General features: G+C 70.5%; 17 protein-coding genes and 1 pseudogene. 5 read left to right on the top strand and 13 right to left on the bottom strand.

Going from position 1 to position 20535, the window contains the following annotated elements; translation table 11 throughout:
* Window positions 1–39: 39 nt before the first annotated feature.
* Entirely contained in the window at window positions 40–1551 is a 1512-nt protein-coding gene (locus tag MTP10_RS17505) for a cytosine permease (protein ID WP_310710518.1), read from the top strand.
* 170 nt (window positions 1552–1721) lie between these two features.
* On the opposite strand, the gene MTP10_RS17500 is transcribed toward MTP10_RS17505, so the two are convergent.
* The 4 genes from MTP10_RS17500 to MTP10_RS17485 all read right to left on the bottom strand — a co-directional run bounded on the left by MTP10_RS17500 (window position 1722) and on the right by MTP10_RS17485 (window position 4341).
* Complete coding sequence (locus MTP10_RS17500; RefSeq protein WP_310710545.1) at window positions 1722–2405, bottom strand: IS5 family transposase; 684 nt, start codon at window positions 2403–2405, stop codon at window positions 1722–1724.
* A 99-nt stretch (window positions 2406–2504) separates the two neighbouring features.
* A complete protein-coding gene (locus MTP10_RS17495) occupies window positions 2505–3110 on the bottom strand; it encodes an MBL fold metallo-hydrolase (RefSeq protein ID WP_310710517.1) in 606 nt (201 codons plus the stop codon).
* Window positions 3107–3256, bottom strand: a complete 150-nt coding sequence (locus MTP10_RS17490) for a hypothetical protein (protein WP_310710516.1) — start codon at window positions 3254–3256, stop codon at window positions 3107–3109. Before MTP10_RS17490 ends, MTP10_RS17495 begins: the two co-directional genes overlap by 4 nt.
* A 308-nt stretch (window positions 3257–3564) precedes the next feature.
* On the bottom strand, window positions 3565–4341 hold the full coding sequence (locus MTP10_RS17485; protein WP_310710515.1) for an alpha/beta hydrolase: 777 nt from the start codon (window positions 4339–4341) through the stop codon (window positions 3565–3567).
* Between the two features lie 111 nt (window positions 4342–4452).
* Here MTP10_RS17485 and MTP10_RS17480 point away from each other — a divergent pair, with 111 nt between their 5' ends.
* Window positions 4453–5280: a helix-turn-helix transcriptional regulator gene (locus tag MTP10_RS17480; protein WP_310710514.1), complete on the top strand. Its 828-nt coding sequence runs from the start codon at window positions 4453–4455 to the stop codon at window positions 5278–5280.
* A gap of 378 nt (window positions 5281–5658) precedes the next feature.
* On the opposite strand, the gene MTP10_RS17475 is transcribed toward MTP10_RS17480, so the two are convergent.
* The 3 genes and pseudogenes from MTP10_RS17475 to MTP10_RS17465 all read right to left on the bottom strand — a co-directional run.
* On the bottom strand, window positions 5659–6435 hold the full coding sequence (locus MTP10_RS17475) for an ABC transporter permease (RefSeq protein ID WP_310710513.1): 777 nt from the start codon (window positions 6433–6435) through the stop codon (window positions 5659–5661).
* Window positions 6436–6507: 72 nt separating this feature from the next.
* Window positions 6508–7272, bottom strand: coding sequence for an ABC transporter permease subunit (locus MTP10_RS17470; RefSeq protein ID WP_310710512.1), 765 nt, complete (start codon window positions 7270–7272; stop codon window positions 6508–6510).
* A 26-nt stretch (window positions 7273–7298) separates the two neighbouring features.
* Window positions 7299–7988 (bottom strand): annotated as a pseudogene (locus tag MTP10_RS17465) (ABC transporter ATP-binding protein); the annotation flags it as partial.
* A gap of 112 nt (window positions 7989–8100) precedes the next feature.
* On the opposite strand from MTP10_RS17465, the gene MTP10_RS17460 reads away from it, so the two are divergent.
* Window positions 8101–9636: a histidine kinase gene (locus MTP10_RS17460; RefSeq protein WP_310710511.1), complete on the top strand. Its 1536-nt coding sequence runs from the start codon at window positions 8101–8103 to the stop codon at window positions 9634–9636.
* Window positions 9633–10274: a response regulator transcription factor gene (locus MTP10_RS17455; RefSeq protein ID WP_310710510.1), complete on the top strand. Its 642-nt coding sequence runs from the start codon at window positions 9633–9635 to the stop codon at window positions 10272–10274. Before MTP10_RS17460 ends, MTP10_RS17455 begins: the two co-directional genes overlap by 4 nt.
* 302 nt (window positions 10275–10576) lie before the next feature.
* Here the strand turns inward: MTP10_RS17455 and MTP10_RS17450 are convergent, their stop codons facing one another.
* Both MTP10_RS17450 and MTP10_RS17445 read right to left on the bottom strand, forming a co-directional pair.
* The gene (locus tag MTP10_RS17450; protein ID WP_310710509.1) at window positions 10577–11875 is read right to left on the bottom strand and encodes a hypothetical protein; all 1299 of its coding nucleotides are present in this window, start codon (window positions 11873–11875) and stop codon (window positions 10577–10579) included.
* Window positions 11876–11980: 105 nt separating this feature from the next.
* On the bottom strand, window positions 11981–13237 hold the full coding sequence (locus MTP10_RS17445) for a glucarate dehydratase family protein (protein WP_310710508.1): 1257 nt from the start codon (window positions 13235–13237) through the stop codon (window positions 11981–11983).
* A 104-nt stretch (window positions 13238–13341) separates the two neighbouring features.
* On the opposite strand from MTP10_RS17445, the gene MTP10_RS17440 reads away from it, so the two are divergent.
* Entirely contained in the window at window positions 13342–14814 is a 1473-nt protein-coding gene (locus MTP10_RS17440) for an aldehyde dehydrogenase (NADP(+)) (protein ID WP_310710507.1), read from the top strand.
* Between the two features lie 141 nt (window positions 14815–14955).
* Here the strand turns inward: MTP10_RS17440 and MTP10_RS17435 are convergent, their stop codons facing one another.
* Genes MTP10_RS17435 through MTP10_RS17420 form a run of 4 tightly spaced genes read right to left on the bottom strand, consistent with a single transcriptional unit; the run spans window position 14956 to window position 20533 of the window.
* Window positions 14956–16365: a GH1 family beta-glucosidase gene (locus MTP10_RS17435; RefSeq protein WP_310710506.1), complete on the bottom strand. Its 1410-nt coding sequence runs from the start codon at window positions 16363–16365 to the stop codon at window positions 14956–14958.
* A gap of 8 nt (window positions 16366–16373) precedes the next feature.
* Entirely contained in the window at window positions 16374–18671 is a 2298-nt protein-coding gene (yicI, locus tag MTP10_RS17430) for an alpha-xylosidase (protein WP_310710505.1), read from the bottom strand.
* Between the two features lie 51 nt (window positions 18672–18722).
* A complete protein-coding gene (locus MTP10_RS17425) occupies window positions 18723–19598 on the bottom strand; it encodes a carbohydrate ABC transporter permease (protein WP_310710504.1) in 876 nt (291 codons plus the stop codon).
* Window positions 19595–20533, bottom strand: coding sequence for a sugar ABC transporter permease (locus MTP10_RS17420; protein WP_310710503.1), 939 nt, complete (start codon window positions 20531–20533; stop codon window positions 19595–19597). Before MTP10_RS17420 ends, MTP10_RS17425 begins: the two co-directional genes overlap by 4 nt.
* Between the last annotated feature and the right edge of the window lie 2 nt (window positions 20534–20535).

Here is a 20535-nt window from a genome sequence, read left to right as displayed (position 1 = left end):
TGAGTGGTTGTGTGGGGCCAGTCACACAAGGAGAAGCCCATGACGACCATCGATCAATCAGAGGCGGTCCGCTTCGACGCCCACGGCATCGAGCCGATCCCCGCGGCGGCACGCGACTCGACCCCGTGGCAACAGTTCTGGATCTGGTCGGGGGCCAACATCGCCCCGATCAACTGGGTGCTCGGCGCCCTCGGGATCAGTCTGGGCCTCACCCTGCTGGAGACCGTGGCCGTGATCGCCCTCGGCAACCTCGTCGGCTGCGCCGTGTTCGGCCTGTTCAACGTGATGGGGCACCGTACCGGCGTGAACCAGATGGTGTTGGGGCGAGCGGTCTTCGGCCGGCGCGGAGCGATCATCCCGGGGCTGGTCCAGGGCCTGCTGGCGATGGGCTGGGTCGGGGTCAACACCTGGGTCGTGCTCGACCTGGTGATGGCGATCCTGGCTCAGATGGGTGTGCACGGCGGGACCACGTTGAAGTACCTGGTGGCCGGTCTCATCATGGTGGTGCAGCTCGGCCTGGCGCTCTTCGGCTTCTACGCCATCCGCACCTTCGAGAAGTACACCGTTCCCGCGACCGTGCTGCTCATGGCGGTCATGACCGTGCTCGCGGTGGCGCAGGTCCATCCCCAGTGGGGGGCCGGCACCGCGGCGGCGGGCGGCTCCAAGCTCACCGCCGTGACTCAACTCCTCACCGCGATCGGCATCGGCTGGGGGATCAGCTGGCTGCCCTACTCCGCCGACTACAGCAGGTTCATCCGGGTCGGTGTGTCCGACCGTAAGGTGTTCTGGTCCACGGCCCTCGGCATGTACGTGCCGACCGTGTGGCTGGCAGCCCTCGGCGCCTACCGGGCCGGCGGAGGTGGCGGCGCCGACCCGTCCAGCCTGGTGACGAGCGCCTTCGGGGTGATGGCCGTCCCTGTACTTCTGCTGATCATGCATGGCCCGGTGGCCACCAACATCCTCAATCTCTACTCGTGCTCGCTGGCGGCGCTGTCGGTCGGCATCAGGATCGCCCGGTGGAAGATCACTCTCATCGCGGGGCTCGTCGCATCGGTGGTGTTGGCCGTGTTCGTCCAGGCCGACAGCTTCGCCCACGCCTTCGACCAGTGGATGGCGTCGATCCTGGTCTGGATCAGCCCGTGGGCCAGCATCGTGCTCATCGACTTCTTCGTGCTGCGCAGGGGCCGGGTGGACGTGCCCGCGCTCTACGACGGCGAGTCGTCTGATTCCTCGCTCCGCGGCTCCTCACCGTCGTTGTACGGGTTGGTCAACCGGAACGCTCTGATCAGCCTGGGCATCGGTCTGGTCGCGGCGTGGAGCTGGCAGTACGGCCTGACCCCTGCTACGCAGGGCCCCATAGCACTGGCCACGAACGGCACGGACTTCTCATGGCTGTCGGGCAGCCTGGTGGCGGGTGGGCTCTACTGGCTCCTGAGCACCCGGACGGCCCGTGCTTCCGCCGCCGGCCAGGCCACCGGCCAGGCCACCGGGCGCGCCGCCGGCCGGGCCACCGGGCGGACGCCGCAGAGGGCCCGCAAGCGAATCGGCTGACCCACCACGCAGGTTGGGCCGGTCACCGGCCTGGCCCTACAGGTGCCTACCTGGTCCTGCACCTTCCTCGCCCTGCCCGGCATCCGCGCTTCACGCTGACCGGGCAGTTGGCATGGTGCGGAGATGGGTGCGTGGGTTCGAGTAAGAACTCGCGCAGATAGGGCGTCTGCTCATGGGCACAGGTGAGGGCGTGCCTTCCAGCGGTGAGTCCTCCATGCTTGACGGATTAGACTACGTACCGTGATGACGGCGTCGGCGAGGTCGAAGAAGGCGTCAATCACGGTGAGCCGACGCTCGTAACATAGCGCGAGGCGGTGAAAGGCGTTTTGCCAGGCGTGGGTGCGCTCCACGTGCCACCGTCGACTCGCCTGAATCGGCCCTTTCTCTCCTTTGCGTGCAATCCGGCCGCGCAAGTTGCGGTCGTCGAGCAGGGCACGGGTTGTGTCGGAGTCGTAGCCAGCGTCCAGATGGATAGTGATGTCGTCGGGTAACGGCCCAAGTTCGTTCAGGCGATCCAGGGTCGGGGCGAGCAACGGAGAGTCGCGGCGGTTGGCTCCAGCCAGGACACGACCCAGTGGGATTCCGTAACCGTCTGTCATGCCGGAGCGTTTCATGCCTTGTTTGCCGCGGTCGACCGGGGGGCGCCCGGCCGCCTCGCCGCCGCCGGGAGCTTTGATGATCGATCCATCGACGGCGATCTGGTCGAGAAGCAGGCCAACGATTCGGTCGTAGGACCCCAGCGCAATCTGCTTCAATCGAGCGAAGACTCCGAGACGGATCCACTCGTTGCGACGTAGCGGTTCGGTCAGCCACGCAGGCAGCACGGGCACAGGTTCCCCATGAGTGGTGAGCATCGTGAAATTGCTGGTCATGGCTCAGGTATGTGAGACAGGAGGACTACTCGCACGGATCGTCGTCCGGTGCCCACGACGACCGGATCAAAGTTCCCGTGGTTATGCCCCGGGTTCGCTCTTGGTCCGCAGACGCCCCCGGACTGCGAGGCGATCGAGCCGTCGTTGCTCCGCGGAAGCCCAGCGACTTACCTGCTCGGGGTTGAGGGGTGCGCCATGGCCGACGTGGAGCTTGGTGGGGCCCAGGGCCAGCATCTCGCGCAGGATGGCGAGGTTGCCGAGCCGGTCGTCGTGGAAGGGCGGATTGGCGGGTCGCTTGCCGAGACCCAGGAACGGGGAGGCCACGAGGTCTCCGGCCACCAGGTCGCCGTGGTTGGTGAGGACGGAGGCGGAGCCGGCGGTGTGACCCGGGGTCGGCATGATGCGGGCCTCGACACCAAGATCCGACAGGTGGGTCTCACCCCTGATGAGGAGGTCCGGCTCGAATGGCTCGGTGGTCTCGCGCACTCTCGCGGAGCGGATGAAGAGGCGTCCGAACAGCCCGATCGGCAGGTACGGGTCACTGACTCCGCCTGCTCGGTAGATGCTGAGATCGGCGATGTGGCCGGCGATTGGTGCGCCGGTGAGCCGGCTGAGTTCCGCGGCGGAGTCGAAGTGGTCGACGTGCCCGTGGGTGACAACGATCAGGCGGACGTCTTGGGGGTTCACGCCGTGGGAGGCGATCTGGTGTGGATCAGCTGGGCGCTGCCGGGTGTTCCGGCGTCGACGTCGATCGGTTGTCTGCCCAGCAGCAGGTAGGCATTGACGGAATGCCTGCCGAGCACAGGAATGGCGATGACCTTGGTCTGGGGCATTGAGGTGGGGGCTTCCTTCGATGGGGCATTGAGGTGAGGGCTTCCTTCGAGAAGTCACGAGGGGGCATCGCTGGGCCCGTCGGGGGAGAGAAGGAAAGGCAACTGGTTTGTGACGGGCGCCGCTCACCGCGTTGTCCCGGAACCCCGGGCGGCCGGCTCGGGGAACAAGTCGTCCACGATGCGGTGCCGGCCGCTGTGCGGCCGGCGTACAAGCAGATCTGTCGGGTGCGGTGCAACGCGGCTGCGCCTGTCTTGGCCTCGTGGTCGGCTGCTCAGGGGCGCAGCCCGTCGTCGGGCCGCGGGGATGGTCAGGCTGCCGGCGCGAATGCGGTGATGGTGTCGACGAGGTCGGCCGGGGCTTCCAGCGGGATCAGGTGACCGGTGTGGGGCACCACCACGAAGTCGGCTTGGGAGAGGTAGGGCACCAGGTTGTCGCGGAGCACGTCGATGGGTTCCACCTGGTCGTGTTCTCCGGCGACGACGAGAGCGGGAACGCTGACCATGCGCGTGTGCTCGGTGATGTCCTGTGCGATGCCGCGCAGCGGCCACTCAGTGCGGGCGGCGTCGGTGACGGTCCGCGAATCGGTCACGATCTGCGCCTTGACTGGAGCGGGCAGCTCGGTCGCGGTGAGGATGTGATCCCGTGCCCCGGCCACGGACTCGGCGGAGTCGTAGGCATGCGACAGGGCTTCCTGGTACTCGGGGGTGATCTGTGCGGCGGGCTTTGCCGGGCCGGAGCCGACGAGGACGATGCCGCGCAGGCCGGCGGGCCGGGTGGCCGCGACCAGCTGTGCGACCTTGCCCCCCATCGAATGCCCTACCAGGACGTAGTCGGTGACCCCCGCATCGGCGAGCACGGCGAGCGTGTCGTCGGCGAGCTGACCGAGCGTGTAGGGACCGGGCAGAGCGCTCGACCGGCTCCACCCGCGGAAGTCGACCGTGAGCACGTCACGGCCCGCCAGGCGGTCGACGACGAGGTCCCAGGTGCGGGCGGAACCACCCCAGTAGTGCAGGAACACCAGGGTCGGACCGGTCCCCGGCCGATGGTCGTAAGCGGGCAGATGCGCATGCTGCGTCGTGTTCATGATGGCTCTTCCGGACGGTGCTCTGGGCGATTGCCCTGTGTATTCATTGAAACTTCTGCACCCGGACGGGGCATCGGCGTGACTGGTCGCCCGATGGTGAAAACTGGACACGTGAGCGTGATCCGGCAGATGACCTACCGGCCCGCGGGGCGCCGCGCCGCCTCGGTCGAGACGATGACGTTCGGCCGCCTTCGCGAGCTGAACGACGGCGGCACGCAGCGCGCCGACTTCCACGTCCTTGCCGTCATCGACGCCGGACCCGGCTCAGTCACGGTCGATTTCCACCTCCACCCGCTCAAGGAGCGGTCCGCGGTGTGGATTCCACCCGGTGCGGTGCACCGGTGGGACGACATCGCCGAAGTGGTAGGGCACCTCGTGCTGTTCGTGCCGACCGCGCCGGTCACCCACGCCACCCGAGAACTCGTCGCCTCCCCGGACCTGGCCGCGCACTGGAGCATCCCCGACGCCAACTGGCCCTTCGTCGACACGGCGCGCAGCCATCTCCTCCTCGAAGCATCCGCCCCACCCAGTGACTCCCGGCCGGAGCTGCCCGAAATCCTGCTCTCCGCGCTCATTACCCGGCTGCACCCACCACACGCCGAAACACGGCTCACACATCCGGTGTTCCAGTTGTTTCGCTCCAGCGTCGAAGCGCACTTCCGGCAACACCACGACGCCGGCTACTACGCCCGTGCGCTGGGATACGCGCCCCGCACCCTCTCACGAGCGGTGCAGCAGGCCACCGGCCGCACCGCGAAGGCGTACATCGTCGAACGGATCACCCTGGAAGCCAAACGCCTCCTCGCACACGACCGGCTCACCGCCGCCCGCTGCGCCGACACACTCGGATTCCCCGACGCATCCAACTTCTCGGTGTTCTTCCACAAGGCCACAGGCAAACGCCCGGGCGCGTGGCAGGCGACGATGGCCGCCGAGTGAGGAGGTGCCCACAAGAAGACACTCACATCTATGATCACCTGGCGTCACAACCCCATGATCGCCGGAACTCCGTGCTCGGCTCTCTGTATCGGTGCGCCACCGTGCCTACCTGCGCGACCTCTAAGCCGAGACTGTCACCGGCCAGGGGGTGGTCCTCGGCGAGTGGGAGCGGGCGGCACGGTCACGCAAGCGGGTGGCGGGGCTGGCCAGAACGGGGGCGGATGTCCTGGCCCGATCGGGAGCAGGCGTCCTGGCCCGGGTGGGAGCAGGTGTTCCGGCCCGGACGGGAGCAGGTGTTCTGGCCCGGGTGGGAGCAGGTGTTCCAGCCCGGACAGGAACAGGCCGGCTCGGGAACAGGTGTCCTGGCCGGGGTGGCGGTCAGATGTCTCGGTGGCGTAGGAGCCAAGTGCCCGCGAGTACGGGTAAGAGTGCATATGCCGCGAGAACGGCGACCGCCGCGGCGGGAGAAAGACTCGCGCCGTACACGGAGCTCTTGAAGGGCACCCCGCTGATCTCCCGAGGCAGGGCGCTGATCATCACGGAGCCAAGCCAGTCCTTCCACGGGGAGGGAAGCTTGCCGACGATGATCGGGACGACGTACACGAGTCCCACGAGGACGGCCACGGCCCCAGCCGTTGACCGCGTCAACGCCCCCAGACCGAGACCGAGCAGGGCGAACACGCAGACGGTGAGGCCCGTCGCGAACAGCGTCGGAAGTCTGTCGACGAATGGTGTCAGGTAGGCGCCGGAGAAGCGGTCGCCGATCAGCCTGCGCGCCAGGAAGTACGTGGTGAATATCGTCACGCTGCCGGTCAGCAGGCCGAGGGCACCCACGACGGCGGCCTTCGCCGCGAGCACGGGCCAGCGCTTCGGTACGACAGTGAGACTGGTCCTGATCATGTCGGTCGCGTACTCGGAAGTGATGGCCAGCACGCCGAGGATGCCCATGCAGAGCTGCGGCACGATGATCGTGACCTCCTCAAGCTCCGCGATCGAGGCCGTCGCGCGCTTGGCGGGAGCGGCGTCGTCGTACATGCCGGCCGCCATCCAGGCGATCGCGACGCCTAGCAGGATGGAGCCGAGGCTGAGCACCAGCAGGAGTCCGGTGGAGCGGACCGAGCGGAGCTTCAGCCATTCGGAGGTGAGCACGTTCATGGGACATGTCTCCGGGAGCGTTCGCGTGGTGATGGTTGAGGGGACCGGTGCCAGCCGAGGCGTGACGGCTCGTCATGCATCCCGTCTGCCGAGCATGTGCAGGCCCGCCCCGAGCGCCACCGCGGCATAGGCGAGCAGAGCCAGCAGGGCGGCCCAGGGCGGCAGGATCCCGTCGCCCAGCCGGCTGGAGAGCCGCTCGCCGGTGAGCTGCGGCGTCAGGTTGGGCAGCATGAAGGCGGCGATCCTGGTGTTCCAGGGGGCGGGTAGGTAATTGGCGATGCCTGGCAGCACGAACAGCAGCGAGACCACTGACACGAGCGCCCCGGCGGTGGAGCGGACGGCGGCGCCGAGACCGAGCCCCACGATCGCCAGCACAGTCACCGACAGCACGGAGGCCAGCAGCGTCGGCACGTCCGCGGCGAGCGAGGACTCGTTGAAGCCCAGCCGCCGGTCGCCCGCTATCACCCTGCTCGCCGCGTACGTGGTCATGATGATCGCGCTCGCCGCCGCGGTCGTCACGACCGTGACGACCGCCGCCTTGGCGAACAGCAGGGCACCTCGCCTGGGTACGACTGTGAGGCTCGTACGGATCATGCCGGTGGCGTGCTCCGCCGTGATGGCGAGCACCCCGATGACGGCGAGGCTGATCTGCACCAGGGGAAGGAAGCCCTCCTCCGGGGCCGCCGCCCGAAGGGAGCCGCGCTCGTCCGCCAGGCCGCTCACGTAGACGCTCCACACCACGCCGAGCAGCACCATGAGGCCGGCCACCCCGAGCGCGTAGTACGTGGAGGCGACGGAGCGGAGCTTCAGCCACTCCGAGGAGACGACGGATCTCATCGCGCGGCTCCGAACTGCACACTGCCGGCCGTGAGCGCGAGGTAGGCGTCTTCGAGCGTGGGATAGCGGGTGGTGAGCTCCTGCACCGTGGCCTCGGCGATCAGCTTGCCGCGGCCCACGATGACGATGCGGTCCGCCGTCAACGCCATCTCACTCATCAGATGGCTGGACAGCAGGACGGTGCGGCCCTCAGCGGCAAGCGAGCGCATGAGATCGCGGATCCAGCGCACACCGTCGGGGTCGAGACCGTTGACCGGTTCGTCGAACATGAGGACGCGTGGGTCGCCCAGGAGCGCCGTCGCGATCCCGAGCCGCTGTTTCATGCCGAGGGAGAACCCGCGCACACGTTGGCGGGCCACACCGGCCAGGCCGACGAGATCGAGGACCTCGGCCACCCGCCGTTCACCTATGTCGTTGGTGCGGGCCAGGCAGAGCAGATGATGGTAGGCGGTGCGGCCGCCGTGCACCGCACCGGCGTCCAGCAGCGCGCCCACCTGCGCCATCGGCCTGTGCAAGGTCGCGTAGGGCCGGCCGTTGACCAGGGCCTCGCCCGAGGTGGGGGTGTCCAGGCCGAGGATCAGACGCATCGTCGTCGACTTCCCGGCTCCGTTGGGCCCGAGAAAGCCGGTCACATGGCCGGGCTCGACGGTGAAGGACAGGTCGTCCACCGCGAGCGTGCCACCGTAGCGCTTGGTCAGGTGGTTGAGTTGGATCACGTCGTCGAGGATGGGGTACGGCGGGTCGCCGGCACATCGGACCACGGTCCGAACCTTGATGTCAGACCCTGGGTTGACGTGCGGACCCCGCCACGTTGGCTACCTTCTAGGCGTGCACGAGCCGAACCCCCTCTTCGCCAGGCGCCTCAGCCGAGGCCAGCTGGTCATGCTCGACCTGCTGGCCGGGGTCTGCTTCTCGCTCCTGTTCCTGACGGCGCCGCCGCCGGTCTTCGACGTGCCCTGGTGGGGCTGGCTCAGCGTCTCGTTCGGCCTCGGGCTGCCGCTCGCGCTGCGGCGCGTGTGGCCCGTGCCGGTCTTCTGCCTCGTGCTGGCGGTGTCCGTGGCCGCCGTGGTGCTGGGATTGGTGAGCATCGCCTACGTCGCCCCCGCTTACGCGCTGTACATCGTGGCGCTCACCGACGACCGGGGAGCGCCGGCGCCCACCATGGCGATCGCCGTGCTGACCTTGATCACGCTGGTGGGGCTGGTCGCGATGGGGGGAGCTCCACATCCCAGCGGGCCCCTCTGGGCGACGCGTCTCGACGTGCCGCTGCTCGGCATCGCGGCCCTGGGAGGCTCCTGGACGGTCGGGCGTGCCGTACGGGAGCGCAGAATCTACGCGGCGCGCGACGCCGAGCGCCTTGCCGAACAGAAGGTGACGGAGGAACGGCTGCGGATCGCACGAGAGCTGCACGACGTGGTCACGCACAGCGTGGGACTGATCGCGGTGAAGGCGGGCGTGGCCAACCATGTCATGCGCACGAAGCCGGAAGAGGCACACGACGCCTTGCGGGTGATCGAGACGGTCAGCCGCAGTGCGATGGTCGAGATGCGGCATCTCCTGGGGATTCTCCGTTCCAACGATGATGTGGACATGGGGCCCCTCCCCGGGCTTGCCGGGATCCGGGGGCTGGCGGAACGCGCCCGCCTCGCGGGGGTGGAGGTCGAGCTGGACATGCGCATCACGCCCTCGCAGGAGTCCGATGTCCCGTCGGGGAGAGGCCCTTGGGGATCCACGGTGGAGCACCCGGCCCCGGGAGGCGTGCATCCGGCGTCAGGGGGACGAGATCCGGCGCCAGGGGAAGGGCGCCCGGCGTCTCGGCTGGTACACGTAGAAGAGGATCCGGTACACGCGGGGGCGGAAGAGAGCCGGGCAAGCGCAGAAGAGAAGAGGCCGGACCGGGGTCGGAAGGACGCGGCTGAGGTGCCTGGCGGGCCGAGGGTCAGGGGTTCCGCACCGGACGGGCGGCAGGAGGCGTGGGAGGAGGCCGGCCGCCGTGGCCGGGGTTCGGTGGAGAGGTGGCTGCCCGAAGGGGTGGAGTTGTCGGCGTATCGCATCGTGCAGGAGGCGCTCACCAATGTCGCCAAGCACTCGGGGCCGGCACGCTGCTGGGTGTCCGTGGTGGCCGACTCCAGCAAGGTACGGATCGAGGTGACGAACGACGGGGCCGCAGGACGTGGGCCCACCGGGAGCAGACCTGGCGGCTGGGGGCTGGTCCGCGGTGAGGTGGCGATGGAAGGTGCCGGGCATGGACTGATCGGGATGCGGGAGCGCGTGATGATGTTCGGCGGGGCCTTCGAAGCCGGGGCGCTTCCCGGTGGAGGATTCCGCGTGCTGGCGACATTGCCCTACGGGAGTGCTGCGTGATCCGAGTCGTCGTGGCCGATGATCAGGCGTTGCTCAGGGGGAGTTTCCGGGTGCTGGTCGATTCGGAGCCGGATCTGACCGTGGTCGGGGAGGCCGCCACGGGGGCCGAGGCGGTGGCTGTCACGCTGGAGCAGCGTCCCGACGTGGTGCTGATGGATGTTCGCATGCCGGAGATGGACGGCATCGAGGCCACCAGGCGCATCGGTGACGTCTCCCGCATCTTGATCGTGACCATGTTCGATCTCGACGCGTACGTGTACGACGCGCTTCGAGCAGGCGCCAGCGGGTTCCTGCTCAAGGACACGCCGCCGGCGGACCTGGTGGCGGCCATCCGGGTGGTGGCCGGGGGCGAGGCGTTGCTGGCGCCGTCCGTGACGCGCCGCCTGATCGATGAGTTCACCCGGACTCCGGTCTCGGCGCGGCCCAAGGGGCTGGACGGCCTGACCGAGCGGGAGCGGGACGTCCTCGTGCTCATCGCCCGGGGGCTTTCCAATGCCGAGATCGCCGGTCATCTGCACGTGACCCTGGCGACGGTCAAGACCCACATCACGCGCCTCCTGGCCAAACTGAGGGCCCGGGACCGTGCTCAGCTCGTCATCGCGGCGTACGAGAGCGGGCTGGTGGGGTCGGCGGGCTGACAGCCAAGGGTCGCTCTGACACAACATCAGGCCGGTGCAGCGAGGCCATGCGGGCATTCTCGCGTGGGTCGTGGGTCGTGGGTCGTGGAGGCGGGACGGCACCAGGAGGCAGCCCTGCGACCTGGCGGCCGCACCGGCGTTGAAGCCAAGGCCTCTGCCCATGCGGAAACTCTCCCGCGGATCGCGGATCGCGGGTCGTGGAGGCGGGACGGCACCAGGAGGCGGCCCTGCGACCTGGCGGCCGCGCCGGCCCTGTGGACCGGGTCGGAACGCTCGCCTACGGGCAAGGGCCTGTTGGGGAGTCAGCTGATCAGGCGGAGGGCTTGCTGTATGGCCGACAGGCGGTGGGGGGAGGCCAGGCCCGCGTGGTACAGGTGGAACTCCGATGCTCCCGCCTTGGCGTAGGCCCGGAGGAGGTCAGCCTGGGCCTCCGGGTCCGCCGGGCGTGGGGGGAGGCCGAGGACGTAGGCCCCGACGCGCTGGCCGGGGCGGCACAGTTCGACGAGACGGGCGAGGCGGGCCGTGTCCGTGGCCGGGTCGCCCCAGCAGTTGGCCACCAGCACGTCCGCTCCCGGCTCGCCCTCGGGAAGGGCGGCGAAGGCGGCCGTGGCCCACGGGTCCGGGCTGGCGTGGATGGTGATCGGGACGTCCGGGGCCGTGTCCCGGGCCGCGGCGACGAGAGCGCGCCGGAGTGAGGCCGACAGGTCGACGCGCACGGCCCGCACCTCGTCCGCCAGGGTCCCGAGGGCCTCCTCCACGGAGGTGAAGGTGGGGGTGCTCGCGGTCGACGTCTGGTGGGCACGCGTTCCGGGGGCGGGGGAGCGGTCGATGGCGGCCACATGGCCGCGTGTGCCTGCCGGGGAGCGGTCGATGGCGGCCACGTGGTCGCGTGTGCCTGCCGGGGAGCGGTCGATGGCGGCCTTCACGTGGTCGCGTGTGCCCGCCGGGTAGCGGTCGGCGCAGGCGCGGCAGAAGCAGAGCGACAGCAGGTCGCTGTCCACCGGGTCCCAGTCGGCCCCCGCGGTCTTCTCGTGGATGCTCTGGTGGCCGAACCCCATCGGCCCGCACGACTCCAGGATCAGCGCGTCCGGTCGTCCCACCGTGAGGATCTCCCGGACCAGCCGCTCGCAGTAGTCCACGACGTCGTCGAAGGCCGGGCAGAGCGCGTGCGGATACGGGTCGCCGAAGGCGTTGCGCACCACCAGGTCGGGGTGCTCCCGGCCGAGGACGGAGTTGTGCGTGAGGACGGTCCAGGCGTGGACCTTCAGACCCGCGGCGCGTAGGGCGTCGCCGGCCTGGAGGTACGCGTCGGGCGTCGTCCACGACGGTGACTTCGGCACCAGGCGGCCCCACGCGGAGGGCCGTACGGGCAGGTAGAACGCGGCGTGCGGCACGTCGAGGACGCGGTGGGCCGGGTGGTACGGCGTGGCGGCGCGGGTGGCGTGGTAGCTGGCGGCCAGCGCGACGGCCTCGACGCCCAGGGCGGCCAGCCGCTCCGGCGCCGCCGGGTCACCGACGATGTCCCAGGGGTAGGCGTAGGCGACGTTCATCAGGAGCTGCTCCTGGTGGCCGAGGTGGTGGCCGAGGTGGGCTTCCGGCAAGGGGAGTCTGCGGGGTGGGTGTTCGGGGGGACGTCGTCCAAGTGGCGGGGGCGGGCGTTCATGGGGCGACCCCACCGGGCGGGAGGGGCTTGCCGGCAAAGGCGTTCACCAGGATGCTTTCCTCGTGGTGAAGGCAGGCTCGAAGCGCCTCATGTACCCCTGGTCGTCGCGGAAGGTGATCCCGCACTTCAGGTACTGCTCGTGCATCACGGCCAGGGCGTCGCGGTCGAGCTCGACGCCCAGGCCGGGGCCGGACGGCACGGGGACCGCCCCGTCGGTGAAGCGCAGGCTGCCGGGCGCGACCACGTCCTGGCCGTCCTGCCACGGCGTGTGCGTGTCGCAGGCGTAGGTGAGGTTCGGGGTGGCGGCGGCCAGGTGGGTCATGGCGGCCAGGCTGATGCCGAGGTGGGAGTTGGAGTGCATGGACAGCTCCAGCCCGAACGTGCCGCACAGCGCGGCGATCTGCGAGGAGCGCACCAGCCCGCCCCAGTAGTGGTGGTCGAGGAGGAGCACCTTGACGGCGCCTTGCGCGATGGCGGGCGGCAGGTGCTCCGGGGTGACGACGCACATGTTGGTGGCCAGCGGCATGGGCACCTCGGGAGCGACCGCCGCCATGCCGGAGATGTCCGGAGTGGGGTCCTCCAGGTACTGGAGCTTGCCCTCCAGGGCGCGGCCGACGCGGATGGAGGTCTCCACGGTCCAGGCGGTGTTCGGGTCGAGGCGGAGCGGCAGGTCGGGGAAGGCCGCATGCAGCGCCTCGATGGCCGCCACCTCCTCCTCGGGCGGCATGACGCCGCCCTTGAGCTTGATGGAGGTGAAGCCGTACTCCTTGATGAGCAGCGCCGCCTGCGCGACGATCCCGGCCGGGTCGAGCGCCTCGCCGAAGCGGTCGGGCTCGGCGCCGGGGTGGCCGGCCCACTTGTAGAACAGGTAGGCGCTGTACGGCACGGCGTCGCGCACGCGCCCGCCGAGCAGGTCCACGACGGGCACTCCGGCGGCCTTGCCGCGGATGTCCAGGCAGGCCACCTCGAACGCCGCGAACACCCGGTCGACGCTCTTCTCCTTGGTGGAGACCCCGGTCAGCCCGTGCAGGTCGCTGACCACGTCGCCGACGACGGAGGCGATCCGGGCGTACATCTCGTGGGCGGCGTGCACGTCCAGCCCCACGATCGCCTCGGCGCACTCACGTACCTTGGTGAGGTGAGCGAGGTCCCCGTACGTCTCTCCCAGCCCGCTCAGGCCCTCGTCGGTGACGACCTCGACGACGGTCCGCAGGGCCCACGGCTCGTGGACGCCGGCGGCGTTGAGGAGGGGCGGGTCGCGGAACGCGACGGGTGTGACCTGGACATCCCGGATGAGCATAAATGCCGCCGTCCATATATGTGAACAACTGCCAGATTTGTGGACAGGTGCCGCAACTGTAAGAATCGACCTCAGAGAGTGTCAAGACTGCGAAGGGCCAATCCATGATTCACGGATACGATCCCAGGACCGGTGAGACCGTGGGCGCCGCGCTGCCGGAGACCGACGCCGCCGGAGTCGACATGATCGTCTCCGCCGCGGCGGCCGCCGGCCAGGCGTGGCGCGCCACTCCGGCGGAGGAGCGGGCGCTCGTGCTGGAGGCCGTCGCCGACGCGCTGGCCGCCCACGTGGACGAGCTGTGGCGGATCGCCGACCAGGAGACCGCCCTCGGCGAGGTACGGCTGCGCGGCGAGGTGGCCCGCACGGCCGGCCAGTTCCGGCTGTTCGCCCAGGTCGTCAGGGACGGCGGCCATCTCGACGCGATCATCGACCACGCCGACCCGTCGGCCGCCCCGCCCCGGCCGGACGTGCGCCGCGTCAAGCGCGCGCTGCCCGGGGTCGTCGCCGTGTTCTCGGCCAGCAACTTCCCCTTCGCCTTCTCCGTCGCGGGCGGCGACACCGCCTCGGCGCTGGCCGCCGGCTGCCCGGTCGTGGTCAAGGCCCACCCCGGCCACCCCGGCACCTCCGAGCGCGTCGCCGCCATCGTGCGCGACGCCCTGCCGAACCCCGGCCTGCTCGGCCTGGTGCAGGGCATGCAGGCCGGCAAGGACCTCGTCCAGCACCCCCTCGTCGTGGCGGCCGGGTTCACCGGCTCCGTCGCGGGCGGCAAGGCCATCCAGGCGCTCATCGACGAGCGCGAGGTCCCGATCCCGTTCTTCGGCGAGTTGGGCAGCGTCAACCCCGTCGTCGTGCTGCCCTCGGCCCCCGCCGCCGAGGTCGCGACCGGCTTCGCCGCCTCCCTCACGCTCGGCGTGGGACAGTTCTGCACCAACCCCGGCCTGATGTTCGTCCCGGACGACGACGAGCTGCGCAAGGCGCTGGCCGCCGCCGTCGAGGGCACCACCGGCGGGCCGATGCTGGCCGAGCGCATCCGTGACGGCTACCTGGGCGGCCTGGAGCGGCTCGGCGCGCTGACCCTGCTGGCCGAGGGCAAGCCGGGGGAGGGCAGCTGGGCGGTCACGCCGAAGGTGTTCACCACGGATCTGGAGTCGTTCGCCGATGGCCTGCCGCACATCGCGGACGAGTGCTTCGGCCCCGCCTCGATCGTCATCACCTACCGGGACGCCGCGGACCTGCGGCCGGTGCTGGAGCGGCTGGAGGGCTCGCTGACGGCCACCATCCACTCCACCCGCCCGGGCGAGGCCGGAGAGGTGGCCGAGGTGCTGTCGCGCAAGGCCGGCCGGCTCATCTGGAACGGCTGGCCCACCGGGGTGGCCGTGTGCTGGGCGATGCATCACGGCGGCCCCTGGCCCTCCACCACCGTGTCCGCGCACACCTCGGTCGGCGCGACGGCCATCGACCGGTGGCTCGCCCCCACCGCGTACCAGGACTGGCCGGCGGAGCTGCTGCCCGACGAGCTGAAGGACGGCAACCCGCTCGGCATCCCGCGCCGCGTCGACGGCACTCTCACCGTCTGACCTGCTCCGAAGGCACCGTCTGACCTGCTCCGAAGGCGCCGTCTGACCTGCTCCGAGGGTGCCGTCTGACCTCTTCCGAACGGCTCCCGCCGTGGCCGGCCTCCTGGGCGCGGCCACGGCGGGCGTCCGTGTCACCAGGCGTCAGGAGGCGGGTACGGCCCCGGTGGCGACGGCCTCGCGGAACCAGTGGGCGCTGTCCTTCCACGTCCGCTCCAGCGTCTCCCGGTCCACGTACACGATGCCGAACCGCTTGGCGTACCCCCGGGCCCACTCGAAGTTGTCCATCAGCGACCACACGAAGTAGCCCCGCACGTCCGCCCCGGCGTCGATGGCGTCGGCGACGGCCGTCAGGTGACGACGCAGGTAGTCGACGCGCCGCTCGTCCCGGACACGGCCGTCGGCGTCGAGGACGTCGGCGAACGCCGCCCCGTTCTCGGTGATCATCAACGGCAGCGCCGGGTACTCGTCGCGCAGCCGCAGCAGCAGCTCGGTCAGGCCCGTCTCGTCGATGTTCCAGCCCATCTCGGTGTACGGTCCCGGCTGCTGGACGAACTCGACGTCCTCGCAGGCGATCCACGGCGAGGCGGAGCCGTCGGCGTGCCCGTCGGCCGTCTCCCTGGGCGTGGCCCCGTCCCACTGGCGTACCAGCACGGGGTTGTAGTAGTTGACCCCCAGCAGGTCCAGCGGCTGGCAGGCGGTGGCCTCGTCGCCGTCGCGGACGAACGCCCAGTCGGTGACGGAGGACGTGGCCTCGATGAGGTCGCGCGGGTAGGCGCCGTCGAGCATCGGCCCGAGGAAGGCGCCGTTGGCCAGCGCGTCGGCGCGCCGCACCGCGCCGGCGTCGCGCTCGGAGACTCCTCGTACGTGGTGCAGGTTGAGCGTGACGGCGACCTGCGCCGCCGGGTCGGCGGTGGCGCGCAGGGCCTGGACGGCGAGCCCGTGCCCGAGGTTGAGGTGGTGGACGGCGGCCAGCGCCGCCGCCGGGTCGGTACGGCCCGGCGCGTGCACGCCGGAGGCGTAGCCGAGGTAGGCCGAGCACCACGGCTCGTTGAGCGTGATCCAGGTGTGGACCCGGTCGCCGAGGGTCTCGCCCATCCGGCGGGCGTACTCGGCGAACCGCAGCGCGGTGTCGCGGTGCGGCCAGCCGCCGGCGTCCTCCAGCTCCTGCGGCAGGTCCCAGTGGTAGAGGGTGGCGACCGGGGCGATGTCGTGCGCCAGCAGCCCGTCCACGAGCCTGGAGTAGAAGTCGAGTCCGGGCTGGTTGAGCCGGTCGCCGCCGCCGGGCAGCACCCGGGGCCAGGAGATGGAGAACCGGTAGGCGCCGACGCCCAGCTCGGCGAGGATGTCGAGGTCCTCCTCCAGCCGGTGGTAGTGGTCGCAGGCCACGTCGCCGGTGTCGCCGCCGTCCACGAGGCCGGGGGTGTGGGAGAAGGTGTCCCAGATCGACGGTCCGCGGCCGTCCTCGGCGGCGGCGCCCTCCACCTGGTAGGCGGCGGTGGCCGTGCCCCACAAGAAGCTCTCGGGGAAGGCCCGGGCGGGGGTGGTCGTCATGGAGGGGTTCACTCCTTGGAGTCGGGGGAGTCGAGGACGATCTGGAGCTCGCCGGTCGCGGCGTCGGTGGAGGCGCGGGCGCCGGAGGGGACGGACAGGTGCCAGGGGGCCGGGGCGCCCTCCAGGCGGGCCGCGTGGAGGCGGTCACCGCTGCGCGACACCTCGAACACCGCCCCGACGCCGCCCTCCGTGGTCGGGACCGTGACCGTGCGGCGCTCGCCGTCGGCCAGCCCGTGGACGTTCAGCGTGACGCCGTCGGCGTAGTCGTAGTCGGGCCGGTCCGAGCGGGCGCCCGTCGGCACGACGGCCCCGGGACGCACCAGCAGCGGCAGGCTGTCGAACCCGTGCCGCTCGGTCCGCCAGCCGGGCCCTTCCACGGTGGTGCCGTCCAGCAGCCTGGTCCAGGTGCCGGCCGGGACGTAGTAGGACACCTCGCCCTCGGTGGAGAACACCGGGGCGACGAGCAGGTCGGGACCGAGCATGTACTGGGCGTCGAGGTAGTCGCATGCCCGGTCGTCCGGGAACTCCAGCTGCATGGCCCGCATCACCGGCATGCCCTCGCGGGAGGCCTGGACCGCCGCGCCGTACAGGTAGGGCATGAGGCGGTGCTTCAGCTCGGTGAAGGAGCGCAGCACGTCGACCGACTCCTCGTCGAACAGCCACGGCACCCGGTAGGAGCCGCTGCCGTGCAGCCGGCTGTGCGAGGACAGCAGGCCGAAGGCGATCCACCGCTTGAAGACCGCGGGGTCGGGCCGTCCCTCGAAGCCGCCGATGTCGTGGCTCCAGAAGCCGAACCCGGCCATGCCCAGCGACAGGCCGCCGCGCAGGCTCTCGGCCATCGCCTCGAACGTCGATTCGCAGTCGCCGCCCCAGTGGACGGGCAGCCGCTGCCCGCCGACGGTCGCCGAGCGGGCGAACAGCACGGCTTCGGCCGCCCCGTTGCGCTCGGCCAGCACGTCGTGGACGGTCTGGTTGTAGATGAGGCTGTAGTAGTTGTGCATCCGCTCGGGGTCGGAGCCGTCGGCCCAGGCCACGTCCGTGGGCACGCGCTCGCCGAAGTCGGTCTTGAACGCGTCCGCCCCCATGTCGAGCAGCGCGCGCAGCTTGCCGGCGAACCACTCGCGGGCACCGGGGGCGGTGAAGTCCACCAGCGCCCGTCCCGCCTGCCAGTGGTCGTCCTGCCACACCCGGCCGTCGGGGCGGCGCAGCAGGTAACCGCCCTTCCTCCCCTCCTCGAACAGCGCCGACGCCTGCCCGATGTACGGGTTGAGCCACAGGCTGATCTTCAGGCCGCGCTCCTTGAGCCGGCGCAGCATGCCCTCCGGGTCGGGGAAGACGTCCGGGTCCCAGACGAAGTCGCACCAGCGGTACTGCCGCATCCAGAAGCAGTCGAAGTGGAACACGCTCAGCGGCAGGTTCCGCTCGGCCATGCCGTCGACGAACGACGAGACGGTGGCCTCGTCGTAGTCGGTGGTGAACGAGGTGGACAGCCACAGGCCGAACGACCAGGCCGGGGGGAGCGCCGGGCGGCCGGTGAGCGCGGTGTAGCGGCGCAGGATGTCGGCCGGGGTGGGGCCGTGGATGACGAGGTACTCCAGGTCGTGACCCTCGACGCTGAACTGCACGCGGGAGACGGTCTCGGAGCCGACCTCGAAGGAGACCCGGCCGGGATGGTTGACGAAGACGCCGTAGCCGCGGTTGCTCAGGTAGAACGGGATGTTCTTGTAGGCGATCTCGCTGCTGGTGCCGCCGTCCTCGTTCCAGACGTCGACGGTCTGCCCGTTGCGCGTGAGCGCCCCGAACCGCTCGCCGAGCCCGTAGACCAGCTCGCCGGCGCTGAGGCGGAGCTGCTCGACCATGAAGTGCCGGTCGTCCGGGTCGGTCATGACGCCGAGGCACTTGGCGCCGCTGCGGGTCAGCTCGCGCCCGCCGGCGGTGAAGGTCATGTCCCACGGGGTGTCGCGGCGCAGCCGGACCTCCAGGGAGCCGCTGGCCAGGCTCGCCTCGTCGCCGTCGACGCTGACGCGCACCGGAGGGGCGCCCGGGTCCTCGCGTACGTCGAAGGCGGGCGCGTCCGGGACCGAGCCGGCGAAGTGCACCACGCGGACGCGGATCACCTCCGCCATCGGCGACGACACGTCCACGGTCAGGACGGGGCCGTCGATGGTGTTGCCGCGGCGGGTGATGGGCCGCGTGGGGGCCAGCACCCGCAGCGCGGCGGCGTCCGCCGTCACGTCGTGGGCCGCGGTGGCGTACTCGCCCCGCACCCCGGGACGCATCCGCCAGTAGCCGTCTTTGAACTTCATGCCCTTCCGTTCCGTGAGGGAGGCTTGGGTGAGGGTGGGGTCGGGCCGGCGTCAGCCCTTCAGGCCGCCGGCCACGAGGTCGAGGCGCCAGAAGCGCTGGAGGAAGAGGAACAGCGCGATGATCGGCACGATGGACAGCAGCGAGCCGGTGATCACCAGGCTGTACAGGGCGGGCTGCGAGGCGCCGCGGTTGAGCAGCGAGTAGAGCCCGACGGTGAGCGGGAACCGGTTGTCGTCGGCCAGCATGATGTACGGCAGCAGGAAGTTGTTCCAGATGCCGATGAACTGGAGCAGGAAGACGGTGACCAGCCCCGGCGTCATGATCGGCATCGCGACCGACCACAGCAGCCGGAACTCGCTGGACCCGTCGACCCGGCCCGCCTCCAGGATCTCGTCGGGCACCGCGGTGGCCGCGTAGATCCGGCACAGGTAGATGCTGTACGGGCTGATCACGCTGGGCAGGATGACCGACCAGTACGAGCCGACCATGTTGACCTCCGACAGCAGCAGGTACTGCGGGATGGCCAGGGTGATCTGGGGGACCAGCACGCCCGCCAGCAGGGCGCCGAAGATGAGCCGCTGCCCGGCGAAGCGGTACTTGGCCAGCGCGTAGCCGGCCGCGGCGGACACCACGACCGTCAGGAACGCCCCGCCGCCGGCGTAGATGAGGCTGTTGAGCATCCACAGCCAGAACCGGCCGTCGCCGTAGTCGCTGAGGGCGGACACGTTGCCGGTGAAGCCGCCGTTGAAGCTGGGCCAGCCGGAGAAGGTGGTGAACAGCTCCTCGGGACCCTTGGTGGCCGCGAACAGCACCCACAGCAGCGGCAGGACGGCGTACAGCCCGCCGAGCAGCAGCAGGAACGTGGGCAGGATCTTCGCGCGGGCGCCCCGCCCCCCGGGCGCGGTGGCGCTCCCTCGCCCGCTCATCGGCCGCTCCCCGCGCCACGGAGCCGGAAGACGGCGAGCGCGGCCAGCGACAGCAGCACGGTCGCCCCGGCCAGCAGCACCGAGCTGGCGGCTCCCAGGTAGATGTCGTTGTCGACGAACGCCTGCTGGTAGATGCGCATCAGCGGCACCCAGTCCTGTGTGATGGTGTTGGTCATGGGCCGCAGCGTGGCGGGCTCGCTGAAGACCTGGAGCATGCCGATCAGGGTGAAGACCGAGGTCATGATCAGCGAGGGGCGCAGCAGCGGCACCTTGATCCGCAGGGCGATCTGCCACTCGGCGGCGCCGTCGAGGCGGGCGGCCTCGTACAGCTCCTTGGGGATGGCCCGCAGGGTGGTGTAGAGGACCACCATGTTGAAGCCGACCGAGCCCCAGACGGCGATGTTGGCGATCGAGAAGAAGATCGACACGTCGCCGAAGAAGTCCGGGACCGGCAGGCCGGCGGCCTTCAGCGCGGCGTGGATCGGGCTGACCGCCGGGAGGTACATGAACCCCCACAGCAGGCTGGCGATGACGCCCGGCACCGCGTACGGCAGGAAGATCGTGATCCGCGAGGCGCGCTTGCCCCCGACCCTCGGGGCGTCGAGCAGCAGGGCGAACAGCAGGGCCAGGCCCATCGTGGCCGGCACCATGATCAGGCCGTAGCCGAGCATGTGCTGCAGCGCCGAGCCCAGCGCGGAGTCCCGGACCGCGTCCAGGTAGTTCTCCAGGCCGGTGAACACCTCGGCGCGGATGCCGAGGCCGGCGCCCCGCACCCGCATGGCGTGCAGGCTCAGCCAGACCGCGTACCCGATCGGCACCAGGATGAAGACGACGAACAGGAGGACGGCGGGGGCCGTCATCAGGTAGGGGGCGGCGAGCGCCCCGCGCCGGCGGCCGGCGCGGGGGCGTGGGGTGGTGTCGTTGACTGTGCTCATGG

This window comes from Nonomuraea sp. 3-1Str, assembly GCF_031570565.1.
Lineage (GTDB): Bacteria > Actinomycetota > Actinomycetes > Streptosporangiales > Streptosporangiaceae > Nonomuraea.
The sequence above is the reverse complement of the archived record's forward strand: the minus strand, read 5'-3'. Positions and strand labels throughout refer to the sequence as shown.

Bases quoted from the DNA above. Each gene is read 5' to 3' on its own strand.
- MTP10_RS17505 (WP_310710518.1), top strand. From the start codon at position 40: ATGACGACCATCGATCAATCAGAGGCGGTCCGCTTCGACGCCCACGGC.
- MTP10_RS17500 (WP_310710545.1), bottom strand. From the start codon at position 2,405: ATGCTCACCACTCATGGGGAACCTGTGCCCGTGCTGCCTGCGTGGCTG.
- MTP10_RS17490 (WP_310710516.1), bottom strand. From the start codon at position 3,256: ATGCCCCAGACCAAGGTCATCGCCATTCCTGTGCTCGGCAGGCATTCC.
- MTP10_RS17485 (WP_310710515.1), bottom strand. From the start codon at position 4,341: ATGAACACGACGCAGCATGCGCATCTGCCCGCTTACGACCATCGGCCG.
- MTP10_RS17475 (WP_310710513.1), bottom strand. From the start codon at position 6,435: ATGAACGTGCTCACCTCCGAATGGCTGAAGCTCCGCTCGGTCCGCTCC.
- MTP10_RS17470 (WP_310710512.1), bottom strand. From the start codon at position 7,272: ATGAGATCCGTCGTCTCCTCGGAGTGGCTGAAGCTCCGCTCCGTCGCC.
- MTP10_RS17445 (WP_310710508.1), bottom strand. From the start codon at position 13,237: ATGCTCATCCGGGATGTCCAGGTCACACCCGTCGCGTTCCGCGACCCG.
- MTP10_RS17440 (WP_310710507.1), top strand. From the start codon at position 13,342: ATGATTCACGGATACGATCCCAGGACCGGTGAGACCGTGGGCGCCGCG.
- MTP10_RS17435 (WP_310710506.1), bottom strand. From the start codon at position 16,365: ATGACGACCACCCCCGCCCGGGCCTTCCCCGAGAGCTTCTTGTGGGGC.
- yicI (WP_310710505.1), bottom strand. From the start codon at position 18,671: ATGAAGTTCAAAGACGGCTACTGGCGGATGCGTCCCGGGGTGCGGGGC.
- MTP10_RS17425 (WP_310710504.1), bottom strand. From the start codon at position 19,598: ATGAGCGGGCGAGGGAGCGCCACCGCGCCCGGGGGGCGGGGCGCCCGC.
- MTP10_RS17420 (WP_310710503.1), bottom strand. From the start codon at position 20,533: ATGAGCACAGTCAACGACACCACCCCACGCCCCCGCGCCGGCCGCCGG.